Raw genomic sequence first — 12567 nt, forward strand, 5'->3', positions numbered from 1 at the left:
TCGTCCCGGCCTAGCTGCGATCGTTCTTGGTATCGATACTCGGCTGGACGGACATGCCGGGGCGCAGATCGCCGTTTTCGGCCGCGTCGCCGTCAAGGACGATCTTCACAGGAATGCGCTGGACCACCTTGGTGAAATTGCCGGTGGCGTTGTCGGGCGGCAGAAGAGCGAATTCCTGGCCGCTGGCCGGGGCAAGGCTGTCGACATGGCCGTGATAGGTGCGGCCCGGGAACATATCGACTTCGATATCGACAGGCTGGCCGGCATGGACGTCGGTCAGCTGCGTTTCCTTGTAGTTGGCGACGATATAGGCGGATGTCGTCGGCACGACAGCCATCAGCTGAGTGCCGGCCTGGACATATTGGCCGACACGCAGTGTGCGGTTGCCGACGGTGCCGTCGACGGGCGCGACGATCGTCGCATAGGAAAGATTGAGCTCGGCCTGACGGGCAACGGCCTGATCATGGGCAAGTGTCGCCCTCGCCTGAGCGAGCTCAGCATTCAGGAGCGCGACTTGCTTGACGGCGGCGTCGAGGGCGGCCGTGTCGCGCACGATCGTCGCCTGGGCGGCGGCAATGGCGGAAGCAGCCTGCTGTGCCGTCTGCACTGGTGCATAACCGCTGGTGGCAAGGTTTGTGTACCGCTTGTTGTTCTGCTCGGCGAAGGTCTCGTTGGCCTTGTCGACATCGAGCGTTGCCCGGGCAGAAGCGATGGCCGATTGCTGGATATCGAGCGAAGCCTGCTTGGCGTTGATGGTGGCTTCGGCGGCCGCGACATCGGCCTTAGCCTGATCGAGCGCGGCGCGGAAATCGCGGTCGTCGATGCGGGCCAGCGGCTGACCGGCCTTGACCGTCTGGTTGTCCATGACAAGGACCTCGGAAAGATAACCCGAAACCTTCGGCGCGACCGTCGTGCTGTCGGCCTTGACGTATGCGTCGTCGGTCGAGATTTCGAAGCGGCCGACCGTCCAGTAATCATGGCCGTAGTAGGCGCCGGCGGCGATCAGCACAATGGCCGTTGCGCCGAGCAGCAATCCGCGAGCGCGGCGCTTGCGGGCCGGAGGTTCCGAAAAGACGGCAGGCTCGACGGGACGCGGCGCGCTGCCGGCATCAAAGGTTGCGGGCGCCACTTCCGCGGTGGTTTCCGTCGCAGGTGCGTTGTTGTTCAGAGCCTGCAGCGTTTTGATCGACATTGTCTCTCTCCTTGTGGTGAGGTCGCTGTCGCTACCGGCCGCGGCCCTTGAAAGGCAAATTGGAAACTTGCTGTTTTCCAAAATATGTATTAGATAATGGATGTCAACAGAAATTTGGAAAATACGCATGGTCCAAAATCACGAAATCGAGAAAAGGCCGCGAGGTCGACCGCAAATCCGTTGTGACGACGATACGAGAAGCGTGATCATCGAGGCGGCTAACCGGCAGTTCCACGAGAATGGCTATGCAGCGGCGAGCATCGCCGCGATCGCCCAGGAGGCCGGCGTCTCGACCAAGACGCTCTACCGCCTGTTTCCGACGAAGGCCGACCTCTTTTCCGAGATGATCATCGAGCGGACGGACCGCTTCCTCATGTCGGTGGACCCCGGCACGCTCGCCGTGGCGGATCTCAGGCAAGGGCTGGAGCGCATGCTGATGGCCTATGGCATGCTGACGCTCTCGCTGGATACGATCACCATGACCCGGCTTGTCATCAGTGAATCAGACCGTTTTCCCGAGATCGCCAATACCTTCTATGAGAAGGCGATCGTTAGAACGAACAGGCTGATGGAGGACTGGCTGCGCAGGCAGATCGACCGTGGACTGATCGCGCTCGATGATCCGCATGCGGCCTGCGGCATGCTCCGCGGGATGATGATCATGGAGCCTCAGCGCGCCGCGATGCTGCGCCAGGAGCAACCGCCGAAGATCGACGCGATCGCGGCGCGGGCGAAGATGTGCGCCGATCTGTTTTTGAAGGGTTGCGCGCTCTGAAGCATCGCCCGGGCTCCAGAGCGCGATGATTTTTCCTTCAGGGCGGCCACATGCGGACGGGAAACAATATCGCGGTCCGGTCGTGGGTGGTGCCGCAACCGCTTGCGCCCTCAGGTCGGCGGGGCGTCCAGTGCATGCAGAATGCCACGCAGTTCGGCAAGACCGCGCATGCGGCCGATCGCCGGGTAGCCCGGCGTGACCGTCTTGCTGAGATCGTCGAGCATGCGGTGGCCGTGGTCCGAGCGGAAGACGATCGTGTCTTGCGCGCCGCGGCGGCGGTCTTCGGCAACCAGTTCGCGGAGAACCGCGACCATGTCGACATCGCCCTCCAGATGCGCGCTTTCATGGAATGTACGGCCGTCGCCTTCGCGCGTCGTGGCGCGCAGATGGGCGAAGTGGATGCGCGAGGCGAAACGCCGGGCGATCGCCGGCAGGTCGTTGTCGGCGCGCACGCCGAGACTGCCGGTGCAATAGCACATGCCGTTGGCTGCCGACGGCACCGCATCGAAGAGAGCGGCGTAATCATCGGAGGTCGAGGCGATGCGTGGCAGGCCGAACAGCGAGCGCGGCGGATCATCCGGATGCAGGGTCAGCTTGACGCTACGCGCTTCGGCCGCCGGCGTCACCGCCTCCAGGAATTCAATCAGATGCCGGCGCAGCCTTGCGGCATCGATGCCGCTATAGGCGACCAGCTTTTCGCGGAAAGCCGGAATGGTCAGAGGCTCGGTGGTCGAGCCCGGCAGAGCCGATGTGATGATGCGGGTGATCTCGGCGATCTCCTCTTCCGACATCGCCTCGAAGACGACGCGCGCCCGTTCGCGATCCTCATCAGAATAATGCTGTGCCGCATCCGGCCGCTCCAGAATGAAAAGATCGAAAGCCGCGAAACGTTCGTGATCGAAGCGCATGGCGGTGGCACCGGTCGGCGTCACGAAATCGAGTTCGGTGCGCGTCCAGTCCACGACAGGCATGAAATTATAACAGATGATTGGAATACCGCAGGCGGCCACCGCTTCGAGGCTTGCGATCCACGCCTCAATCTCGGCCTTCGCCTCACCGCCCTTGCGCTTGACCGCGTCGGGGATCGGAATGCTTTCGACTACCGACCAGACGAGGGCCGAACGGTCGCCAGGCGTGGTCTCGATCAGCGATTGCCGCTCGCGTACTTCCTTCTCCGTCCAGGCCCTGCCGATCGGCACCTGATGCAGCGACGAGACGATGTTGGTCGCTCCCGTCTGGCGGACATCATCCAGCGTCACCGGCCCTTCCGGCCCGAACCATCTCCAACCCTGCCGCATTATTCTTCCTTCCTCGCCTTTTCGTTTCGTGGTGGTCCCGCCGTCAGCAGAAATAATCGGGGTAGCGTGAGCGCAGCTCGTCGACATCGGGAATGACGGCGCTCAAGTGGTGGATCATGGCGCTACGCGCGGCCGCTGCATCATGGGCAGCGAGGGCGTCGCGGATGATCATATGTTCGGAAACCACGTTGCCCATGCGCCCGAGCGCCGGCAATGTCAGCCGCCGGGCCCGGTCGAGCTGCACCTTGACAGCCTTCAGAATCGCCCAGATGCCGGGATAACCTGATATCTGCGCGATCGCCTCGTGGAAGGCTTCATCCTCCTCGTGGAAGCTTGCGGTGTCGCTGACCGCTGCATGCGACCGCTGACGCTCTATACTCGCATCAAGACGGGCGATATCGGCGGTGGTGGCGGTCTGAGCCGCCATTTCGACGGTGGTGCCTTCAAGCGCCTTGCGCACGACGACCGCCTCGGGAATCGCCGAGACCGGCACCCGCGATATGACGGTGCCCGACTGCGGAAAGATATCGACCAGTCCGCCTTCGGAGAGCCTCAACAACGCCTCACGCACCGGAGTGCGGCTGACGCCGAATTCGTCCGCGATCCGCTTTTCCTGCAAAAACAGGCCGGGCGGCATCCGCAGCGAGATGATATCGGCGTAGAGACGCTCATAGATGGCACCGGCCGTGGTGACGCGGCGCGGCCTGCGACCGGCTTCCTGCGAAAGCGGGCCGACAAGCGCATCGGTTTCTGGGGCTTGCCTCATAAACGGTACCGGGACTTTGGTCTTTGGCATACTAGTATATCAGTTTTGACGTCCTGCCAAGGTATCGCGTCGCCCGGCATGTTGACTGACCAGAGTTCTGAAACAGCCTTTCTACGCTGATCGAGCTCCGTGTGGAACTTCGATCAGCGGAATTGGTTGAAACCCCATCAAGGAGGCCCCGATGAAAAATCCGTTACGAGCACAAACGAAATCGCGACCGAGGGCACGCAGATGAAGGATTCGTCCCCAACCCGCACGGGCAAAGGCAAGACGGCGCGGAAAGCCATGCGGGAAGCCACAGAGCAGGACATCGGTTCTCAGGCAGCTGCCCGTGAGGACGAGATCCGGAAAAGGGCACATTCGCTGTGGGAGAAGGAAGGGAGACCGGAAGGCAAGCATCGGGATCACTGGATCCGTGCCGAGCACGAGCTAGATGCACGCGGTGAGACGGACAATCCTCCCAGGCTCGAGGCGCTGCGAGAGGCGTCGCGCGAACATTTCGACGCCTTCCTCGTCAAGACGGATCTGGAAGACGCGGATCAACGCGAAGCCTCACCCGGCACACGCGAGCAGAATTGAAGTTGCAGCCCGAGCAAAATTTAGGACGAGCATATTCAGGAAAGGTCCCGACATGGCTGACAAACAGGATTTGACCGCCGGCTTTACCGGCACACCCGTCGAACAGCCGGAAGGATTGGCCAGGGCTGCCCGATCGGCGGCGAGCGGCGTGAAACGCGAGGTCTATGCAGTCACCGCCGGCGCCAGAGACCACCCGCACACTACAAGCGCATTGCTGCTTGGCATTGGTCTTGTGGCGTTCGGGTTCGGCTATCTCCTTGGTCGGTCACCGGCGGAAAGCTCGACCCGCTCCTATTCGCGTTAGCTGTAGGCATCAACGAATGAACCGCGCAAGCGGGAAGAATGATAGCGGCGGATCGTGTGTTCGAACGGCGTCACCATACGCGGTAACGACAACTCCTCACGGCATAGTCGCGCCTCAAACATATTTCGTCATCGCATCGGCCTTGCCGTTGCAGGCTTTGCAGGCGCACCGAAGGTGGAGCAAGAAGCGTCCAAGTTTGTTGTTGGCGGAATACGACAGTGAGAAAAGCGCGGGCTACGCTCGCATCCACTGCTTGACAGCGATGAAAACGGTCCTTAGCGAGGCTGGATCAAAGACACCTCAGGATCAGCAAAGTGAATTACTTCAGGCAACTCGTGATTGCGGTACTTCATCCCGGGAGCGGGTCTGGAAGCGCATTTGATCGCAACAACGGCATTGCGGTTTTTCTCTTTGCAATCCTGCCCGGTCTTTCTCCCAATTTCAACGGGTTCATCCTCCTCGGGTCGATGCTGTCAGGCATCTACTGGTTGGCGACTGCCCGCTTTCCTATGAATTTGTCAAAGTCAGACCGAGCGGTCGCCATTTGCATGACGATCTACCCGCTGGTGATGATCGCCAGCATCGTCATCAATCCGCCTTACTCCGAAGTGCCAGACTGGATATTCCGGCTCCTGCCCTTCTTTTCGATCTGGCTGATATTGCCGCGAATGCGCCAATCTCCCGATGGCCGCCTCGTACCGCTGTTTATCCTCGGCGCCGGGATCGGCATGATCGTTACCTTTCTCATCAGCCTGCTGCAGATCATGTTTCTGATGGAGAGAGCAGAGGCCGGGACGTCGAATGCTGCACTCCTCGGAATCATAGGCCTTCTTTTCGGGGGGATTGCGCTCCTTAACGTTCAATCTCCTAAAAGCGTGGAACAACGAATTGCGATCTTGGGATATGCCGCCGGCCTCGGTTGCGTGCTGCTTTCCGGCACGCGTTCGGCCTGGCTGGCCATTCCCGTCCATCTCGTCATCCTTCTCTGGTATTTTCGCAAACACAGCTTCCATCTGAGTTTGCGCAGTCTCGCCATTACCGGTTCTCTGCTGTTTGCGGGACTTATCGCGCTAGGCAGTGGCCAAATCCTCCATCGCATCCAGGCGCTGCAGGAAAATATGGCAGCACTTGAACGCAGCGAAGATGAAGTTACCTCACTCAGCGCACGGGTCGCCTTGTACAAAGGCGCACTGTCGGCAATCAGCAAGGACCCGTGGACCGGTTATGGCCCGCAAAACAGGATGCCCTCGGTCTTGGCGGAACTACCTGACAGCTTAAGGCCGCAGTTGACCTATTCGCATGTCCATAACGGCTTTCTGACTGCGGGGATTGACGCCGGCGTTGCCGGCATCGCGGCGCTTTCGCTGCTGCTGCTGGCGCCCTTGATCGCCGCGTGGAAAAAGGAACCCGGCCCCGGCAGGGACCTGTCCATGGCGCTGGCGCTTCTTCTCACCAGCAGCTTCATTATTACCGGCAGCGTCGGCATCATGTTCAACCAAAAGGCACTGGATCCGATCTTCGCCTATATGGTCGCCCTCATTTGCGTGGATAGGGGCAGCACACGCTTCGCGCCCGTCGTGCGAAGCTGAATTCCCGCGCTCAACGCTGTGAATCGTCGGCTTCAGGCTGCCGTAGTGGTTTCGGCGCCGGTGAAGGCAAGATCCGACACCTCACCGGTTGAGGAATAGCCGGAGACAAGTTCTGCGAGGGTCGCGCGTGCCGCGACCATATCGTTTCGATCCAACGCCGCATTGAGCGAGCTGAGTCTCTTTGAAAGCTCGGGCCAGTACAGGAAATCCTCACGAGCCTTCATAATCCTGGGATGTTCGGTTGTCTCAGGATTATCCCCGATCAACAGTTCTTCATAAAGCTTCTCGCCTGGCCTCAGGCCGGTAACGGAAAGCTCGATGTCCCCCTCGGGATTATCCTGGTCGCGGACGGTCAATCCCGAGAGCTCGACCATTTTGCGGGCGAGATCTGCGATGCGGACGGGCTCGCCCATGTCGAGCAGGAAAACATCCCCGCCTTCGGCCATGGCGCCCGCCTGAATGACAAGTTGCGAGGCCTCTGAAATGGTCATGAAGTAGCGGGTTATTTTCGGGTGCGTCAAGGTAACTGGCCCGCCTTCCTTGATCTGCTGCCGGAACAGCGGCACGACGGATCCGGAGGAACCGAGGACGTTTCCGAACCGGACCATCGAGAAATTCGTGCGTACTCTGTCAACGGCCGGTTCTGCGGCAAGCGCCTGCAGAACCATCTCCGCCAGCCTCTTGCTGGCGCCCATCACATTCGTCGGACGCACGGCTTTGTCCGTGCTGATCAGCACGAAATTCAAGACGCCGCATTTATTCGCCGCCCGTGCGGTGGCGAGCGTCCCCATGACGTTGTTCTTGATGCCTTCCACGGCATTGTGTTCGACGAGAGGCACATGCTTGTAAGCAGCAGCATGATAGAGCGTCTGAGGCCGCCAGCTCTGCATAATATGTTCCATCCGATCCTGGTCGCGGACGGAACAAAGGATCGGAACGATCTGCAGGCTTTCGTGCTTGTAAAGTTCGGCCAGCTTCAGCAACTCGGCGTGAATATTATAAAGCGCGAACTCATTCTGATCGATGAGGATTAGACTCGAAGGCGCATTGCGCAGAATCTGGCGACAGAGTTCACCGCCGATCGAACCGCCGGCCCCCGTGACCATCACCACCTTGTTGCGCATCGCCTTGTCGAGCAATTCCTGCCGCGGCGCCACTGCTTCCCTGCCCAGCAGGTCTTCGATCTCCAACTCACGAATGTCCGAGACGGCGACACGGCCCTGAGCAAGCGCCGTGAGGTCCGGCAATGTCCGAACATTCACCCTGGCCTTGCGGATGCGCTCGAGGATTTCATTGCGCCGCTGCCGCGATGCCGATGGCAGAGCAAGAAGCACGTTGTGCACGCCAAGAGCTTCGGCGAGCACCGGAAGGTCGGACGGGTCGTAGATCGGCAGCCCGCCCATGATGCCGCCCTTAAGACGCGGATCATCATCAAGGTAGCCGACGACATTGAGTTCGGCGCTGTTCGTCAGAGCACCGGCGAGTTGTCGGCCGGCATTCCCTGCTCCGTAGATCAGCACCTTGGCGAGCGTATTCTGGTGAAGGATACGCTGATAGGTATCGCCGAGCCAATAACGGATGCTCAACCGCGACAATCCGATCGCAATCAGCAGCAGGAAAGGCTGCAGAATACCGACGGTTCTCGGAACGCCCGGGACGCTCAGCGCCGTAAATATCGTCATGAAGGCGACGCCGTAGATCGCAATAGCCTTCAGAACCGCGATGAAAGCGGCAAGACCGGCGTAACGGAAAATTGCCCGATACATGCCCATGACGATGAAGATGGGAAGGGCCATGCACAGGGAGACGAAGACCGGCAACCACTGCACGCCGGTCAGCACCGTCCATTCGTTCAGGCGGAAGCAATAGGCCAGCCAGATCGTCAGGACGCAAAAGCTTGAATCCACCAGCAAGGCGAGAGCGCGTTTGGCAGCACGCGGCATCGCCAGCAGCGGGGCGACGAGCGCCTGCATCGGCACTAAGAACCATGCTGAGCGTGGCGTCTCAGTGGGGGTATTTTCAGGCATTGCTTCCCAGCGTCTCGCAGATCAATCAGACAATCACCTTCTTGTCATTTTCTACAACGAGCGCAACTGAAATAATCGGAACTCAAGGTCTTCCGCAGCACTTATCTATCAGAAGTAGGTAATTTAATGCTTTATTCCCTTGCGGCGGATAACCTTCCCGGCGGTCAAAAACAGGATGCGCATGTCGAAGCCGATCGAGCGCCGCTGAAGATATTCGACGTCGAATTTCACCTTGTCCGGAATCGGCAATTCGTCACGGCCGTTGATCTGAGCCCACCCGGTCAATCCGGGCAGGAGCTGGTCGACGCCGTGGGCCGTCCGCAATTCGATCAGATCGTACTGATTGTAGAGCGCCGGCCGAGGCCCGACGAAACTCATCCTGCCCCCCAGAATGCACCAGAGTTGCGGCAATTCGTCGAGGCTGGATTTGCGCAGAAACGAACCGATGGGCGTCAAAAACCGATCGGGATTTTCGAGCAGATGTGTAGCAACCGTCGGCGTGTCGACGCGCATGCTGCGAAATTTCGGCATCAGGAAGATCTGGTTGAAGCGGCCGACACGTTTTGACCAATAGAGGATTGGCCCCGGTGAGGTCAGTCGCACACAGAGAGCGACGACAAGGATCGGAACAAACAGGATGACCGACGTGACCACAGCCAGAACAATATCGACTGCCCGTTTCAAACCCATGCTCCGCACTTGTTCCATTGTCTCGTCAGGGGATTTCGCCATCCACCCCACCGCGCCGTATCGTCAAAAACGAGTTTCGCGTCAACTCCAGTCGGCATCGTTTCCTCAAGGGAACTCTGGCTTAGTTTATCGTTTCAAACCCGAGAGACCAATATGTGCCTGTGCTTAGGAGGACCGCTGACGCCTTGACGCCTCCCGGCAAATCCTTCTTGGAACCGACAGACGGGCCTCGCATTTAGGTGCTGCGCTACATCTATACATCCAGTGATCTGCGGAGAACGGAGGACCTCTCTTGGAACGATCGCTATTTCTCGCCAAGCTTCTGGGGCCGACATTCGTCGCCGTCTCGCTGGGGATGATGCTCAATCTCGGCCTGTACCAGACTATAATCGCCGAAGGGCTGCACGCCGGCATCTTACTCTACCTGTCCGGATTCCTGTCGATGCTGGGCGGTCTGGCATTGTCAACCTGCACAACAGGTGGCAGATGGACTGGCGGGTCGTCATTACAGCACTGGGTTGGTTGATGACAATCGGTGGCGCCGTCCGGATCGTCCTGCCGCAAATAGCGATTGCGGTAGGTTCGACTATTTCCAGCGGTCGCACCTCCGTAGTCGCCGCCGCACTGGCGACCGGGGCGCTGGGCGGGTTCCTCAGTTTCAAGGGTTACATGCGGCGCTCCTAGGCCATGAGATTTTCCTCTCCCCTCGCCTGCCAAGCGGAAGTGGCTAACCTGGTGATCTTGAAGGGAGAAGGCACCAATGAGAAGCTATCTCCCCCTTTAGTTCCGTCACCCTTCGTTAACTATAAGTTCCCGCGGCGAATACCGCTTGGAACTTCATCCCGTTTTGCCTCTGATCGGCAAATTGGTGCGGGCAAGCGCCATCAACATCGGTCCGATGGCAAATTCTCCCCTTTCGGCACGGCGCGTCAAGTCGCGGAGATAGCCGCCGGCGGAGTTGATGTGCCCTGACCTTTCGAGGACACAAGCGATGACGGTGGCCGCATTTTCAGGCCCCATGATCTCACAAGCCTGTTCGTAGGCCGACGGACTGACCCCGAGCATCGAACGAACGACCACCGCCGCTGCCATCAGATCGCGCCAGGAGCCAACCGAGCCCTGCGGTCCGTAGGCCGCGATCTCGGGGCAGGCCTGCAGCACCAGGCCCAGCGGAAAGGATTTGAGCCCGCCGCTGCCGACGGAGGCAGATCTGGCATCCCGGACCTGGCCGTTCGTCTCTTCCACTTTCTGCATTCGGGCTGCCGGTTCGGCCCGACCTGCCGATCGATCGTCCGCCGTTGCGCCCTGCTTCGTTTCGAAGCTTGGTTCAAATTCAGTGATGGAATGTGGGTTTGAATTCTGTATGTGCCGCTCATAATGTGGGGCATTGCCGCTTTGATTTCGTGTTTCTTCGTGCAGTTCCAACTGATTGGTAATTTCGTCGCGCAGCAGTTCCAATTCGTCGAGCCCGGCGGCGATCTGGGCAGCCGATGGCGAGCGTGGCAGTCGTTCGACAATATCGCGGAAATGCAGATGGATCCGACCCCAGTCGCCGGCGACCCCCTCTTCCAGCGCCATCTCGATGAGCTTGGCAACGTCGCGACGGCATAGCGTCAGGCGCTCTCTGAGCCGTTGAAGATACAATCGTTCGGCCGCCACCTCTGCCGCCAGTCGCTCGATCTCGTCCGCGCGCGCGAGCAGCGGCGCCAATGAGAAGCCGAATGCCTCGCGGATGTCCCCACCCTGCTCCTTGCGGGCATAACGCTTGCCGTTCGGGCTGTCCTTGCGGATGAGCAGCCCAGCCTCGACCAGGCTCGCCAGGTGACGGCGGATCGTCTGCTCCGCCATTCCATGCGCGCGCAGGGAGAGCTGGGCGTTGGACGGGAATACGACAAGCCCATTGTCCTCGGAGAGCTCTCCCTTGGGATAAAAGCTTAGCAGCGCGTTGAGGATGGCGAGCGCCCGGTCGGTGATGCCGAGCAGCGGCTTGGCCTCACACAGGGCGCGGTAGAGTTTCCACTTGTCGATCGATTGGCCGGGCTCGATTCTTCGGGCCGCCGCCTGGCTTGCCAACATGCCAAACGTCATCAGCCGCCGCCCGAAGGGCGTCGTCACATTTCCACTTTCCATTTTCTTCGCCTTCTTCAAGGCAAAAGATCACGGCTCACCAAATTCGGTGCCAAAGACTCTTGACTATGATTCGCGGAAATGTGATTCTCTGGGTGTCTAGATCAGAGAGGGCTTCCGCGACGGCAACGTTCGGGGGCCTTTTCTTTTGCTTATTGATCTCCGTTCTTCGTCGAATCCTGTGTCTTCTCGAACGCCTCGTAGAGGCGATCCAGATTGCTGGCGATGTAGGCTCCAAAGGCGGATGCCTTTTCTGCCTTCAGCGCGATGGTGAACTGCTTTCCATCATCCTTGATCTTCGCCTTGACGGCTCCGTCCTGGCGCTGCCAAGCGCGAGCTACGGGCTGAAGCGCAGCGGTGGACGAGGGTTGATGCTTCCTGCTGATGAAGGCAACGAGCATGTCGAAGCGGGCATCCGGCTCCGCCGTCTCGAACTCCACCGACCTGGTGAACTCGATCGCCCGAGCGGCGATGTTTTCTGTCTCGAATTTCACAGAAAGATCATGCCAGCGGTCACGGCCGGTGGTCTTGGCCGCGCCGATCGCAGCCAAGACTTCGGCTGGAATCCGCTTGGTGACGGACAGCATCTTGGAAACCGTGGTCTTGTCGGCGCCGAGGGCCGACATGATCGTATCCCTGTCGAAGCCCAACGTGTCGAGCCGGTCGGCGAACATCGTCCTCTCGATGAAGGACAAATCGGCGCGCGCCGAATTCTCCTGTCCCTGAGCAATGACGTGGTCGCGATCGTCTAGCTTCTTGACCACCGCGCGGACGGGCCGGCCGAGCTCTTTTGCAGCGCGGGCGCGGCGATGCCCGAAGGCGATCTGATATCGGCCGTCTTTCTCGGGATGCGGACGCACGAGGATCGGCGAATCCTGGCCGCGCAGACGAATCGCCTCGACCAGCTCGCGGAACTGCTCGTCGGTATGGACCAGCCGATCCGTCACGAAGGAATCTTCGATCAGCCCGGGATCGAGATCGACCACCGTCTCGCCGCTCGCCAACTGCTCTTCGATCACCTTGGCGGCATCCGCCTTCGCAGCCAGTGCATCAATGCTGCGCGTGACGGCCCCGAGAGCGCCGATCCCTTTATAGGTGATGTGCTGCCTCTCATCGCGATGGGTCGGCTCATCCTCGTTGTTTACCGCAGTAAACTTCTTGGAGTCGTCCATCAGGCCAGAAAGGAGATTCTTACGCGCCATCAGCCATCTCCCCGCCCC

12 protein-coding genes are annotated in these 12567 nt (G+C 59.9%); 5 read left to right on the plus strand and 7 right to left on the minus strand.

The window, feature by feature from the left end:
• Window positions 1–10 precede the first annotated feature (10 nt).
• Window positions 11–1192: an HlyD family secretion protein gene (locus tag J2J99_RS33215; RefSeq protein WP_168296384.1), complete on the minus strand. Its 1182-nt coding sequence runs from the start codon at window positions 1190–1192 to the stop codon at window positions 11–13.
• A 127-nt stretch (window positions 1193–1319) separates the two neighbouring features.
• Between J2J99_RS33215 and J2J99_RS33220 the strand changes: the two genes are divergently transcribed.
• Window positions 1320–1967: a TetR/AcrR family transcriptional regulator gene (locus J2J99_RS33220; protein WP_168296385.1), complete on the plus strand. Its 648-nt coding sequence runs from the start codon at window positions 1320–1322 to the stop codon at window positions 1965–1967.
• A 110-nt stretch (window positions 1968–2077) separates the two neighbouring features.
• Here the strand turns inward: J2J99_RS33220 and uxuA are convergent, their stop codons facing one another.
• Window positions 2078–3265 (minus strand): mannonate dehydratase, encoded by a 1188-nt coding sequence (uxuA, locus tag J2J99_RS33225; RefSeq protein ID WP_168296386.1) that lies wholly within the window; start codon window positions 3263–3265, stop codon window positions 2078–2080.
• A 43-nt stretch (window positions 3266–3308) separates the two neighbouring features.
• Window positions 3309–4031, minus strand: coding sequence for a GntR family transcriptional regulator (locus tag J2J99_RS33230; RefSeq protein WP_168296387.1), 723 nt, complete (start codon window positions 4029–4031; stop codon window positions 3309–3311).
• Window positions 4032–4160: 129 nt separating this feature from the next.
• Between J2J99_RS33230 and J2J99_RS33235 the strand changes: the two genes are divergently transcribed.
• From J2J99_RS33235 to J2J99_RS33245, 3 genes are all read left to right on the plus strand, one after another.
• Window positions 4161–4610 (plus strand): DUF2934 domain-containing protein, encoded by a 450-nt coding sequence (locus J2J99_RS33235; RefSeq protein WP_246763183.1) that lies wholly within the window; start codon window positions 4161–4163, stop codon window positions 4608–4610.
• Between the two features lie 52 nt (window positions 4611–4662).
• On the plus strand, window positions 4663–4914 hold the full coding sequence (locus J2J99_RS33240) for a hypothetical protein (RefSeq protein WP_168296388.1): 252 nt from the start codon (window positions 4663–4665) through the stop codon (window positions 4912–4914).
• A gap of 314 nt (window positions 4915–5228) precedes the next feature.
• The gene (locus tag J2J99_RS33245) at window positions 5229–6503 is read left to right on the plus strand and encodes an O-antigen ligase family protein (RefSeq protein WP_207601018.1); all 1275 of its coding nucleotides are present in this window, start codon (window positions 5229–5231) and stop codon (window positions 6501–6503) included.
• 32 nt (window positions 6504–6535) lie between these two features.
• Here the strand turns inward: J2J99_RS33245 and J2J99_RS33250 are convergent, their stop codons facing one another.
• Both J2J99_RS33250 and J2J99_RS33255 read right to left on the minus strand, forming a co-directional pair.
• Window positions 6536–8530 carry a polysaccharide biosynthesis protein gene (locus J2J99_RS33250; RefSeq protein ID WP_168296222.1) on the minus strand — a complete coding sequence of 665 codons (1995 nt, stop codon included), beginning with the start codon at window positions 8528–8530 and terminating at the stop codon, window positions 6536–6538.
• Between the two features lie 123 nt (window positions 8531–8653).
• Window positions 8654–9220: a sugar transferase gene (locus J2J99_RS33255; protein ID WP_168296223.1), complete on the minus strand. Its 567-nt coding sequence runs from the start codon at window positions 9218–9220 to the stop codon at window positions 8654–8656.
• A gap of 292 nt (window positions 9221–9512) precedes the next feature.
• Here J2J99_RS33255 and J2J99_RS34430 point away from each other — a divergent pair, with 292 nt between their 5' ends.
• Window positions 9513–9746 (plus strand): hypothetical protein, encoded by a 234-nt coding sequence (locus tag J2J99_RS34430; RefSeq protein ID WP_246638512.1) that lies wholly within the window; start codon window positions 9513–9515, stop codon window positions 9744–9746.
• Between the two features lie 311 nt (window positions 9747–10057).
• On the opposite strand, the gene repC is transcribed toward J2J99_RS34430, so the two are convergent.
• Window positions 10058–11350, minus strand: a complete 1293-nt coding sequence (gene repC / locus J2J99_RS33265; protein ID WP_168296224.1) for a plasmid replication protein RepC — start codon at window positions 11348–11350, stop codon at window positions 10058–10060.
• A 149-nt stretch (window positions 11351–11499) separates the two neighbouring features.
• Entirely contained in the window at window positions 11500–12549 is a 1050-nt protein-coding gene (gene repB / locus J2J99_RS33270) for a plasmid partitioning protein RepB (RefSeq protein ID WP_168296225.1), read from the minus strand.
• Window positions 12550–12567 lie beyond the last annotated feature (18 nt).

The sequence above is a fragment of the Rhizobium binae genome (assembly GCF_017357225.1).
GTDB lineage: Bacteria > Pseudomonadota > Alphaproteobacteria > Rhizobiales > Rhizobiaceae > Rhizobium > Rhizobium binae.

Excerpts from the sequence above, each read along its gene's own strand:
- J2J99_RS33215 (WP_168296384.1), bottom strand. The coding sequence starts at position 1,192 with ATGTCGATCAAAACGCTGCAGGCTCTGAACAACAACGCACCTGCGACG.
- J2J99_RS33220 (WP_168296385.1), top strand. The coding sequence starts at position 1,320 with ATGGTCCAAAATCACGAAATCGAGAAAAGGCCGCGAGGTCGACCGCAA.
- uxuA (WP_168296386.1), bottom strand. The coding sequence starts at position 3,265 with ATGCGGCAGGGTTGGAGATGGTTCGGGCCGGAAGGGCCGGTGACGCTG.
- J2J99_RS33230 (WP_168296387.1), bottom strand. The coding sequence starts at position 4,031 with ATGAGGCAAGCCCCAGAAACCGATGCGCTTGTCGGCCCGCTTTCGCAG.
- J2J99_RS33240 (WP_168296388.1), top strand. The coding sequence starts at position 4,663 with ATGGCTGACAAACAGGATTTGACCGCCGGCTTTACCGGCACACCCGTC.
- J2J99_RS33250 (WP_168296222.1), bottom strand. The coding sequence starts at position 8,530 with ATGCCTGAAAATACCCCCACTGAGACGCCACGCTCAGCATGGTTCTTA.
- J2J99_RS33255 (WP_168296223.1), bottom strand. The coding sequence starts at position 9,220 with ATGGGTTTGAAACGGGCAGTCGATATTGTTCTGGCTGTGGTCACGTCG.
- repC (WP_168296224.1), bottom strand. The coding sequence starts at position 11,350 with ATGGAAAGTGGAAATGTGACGACGCCCTTCGGGCGGCGGCTGATGACG.
- repB (WP_168296225.1), bottom strand. The coding sequence starts at position 12,549 with ATGGCGCGTAAGAATCTCCTTTCTGGCCTGATGGACGACTCCAAGAAG.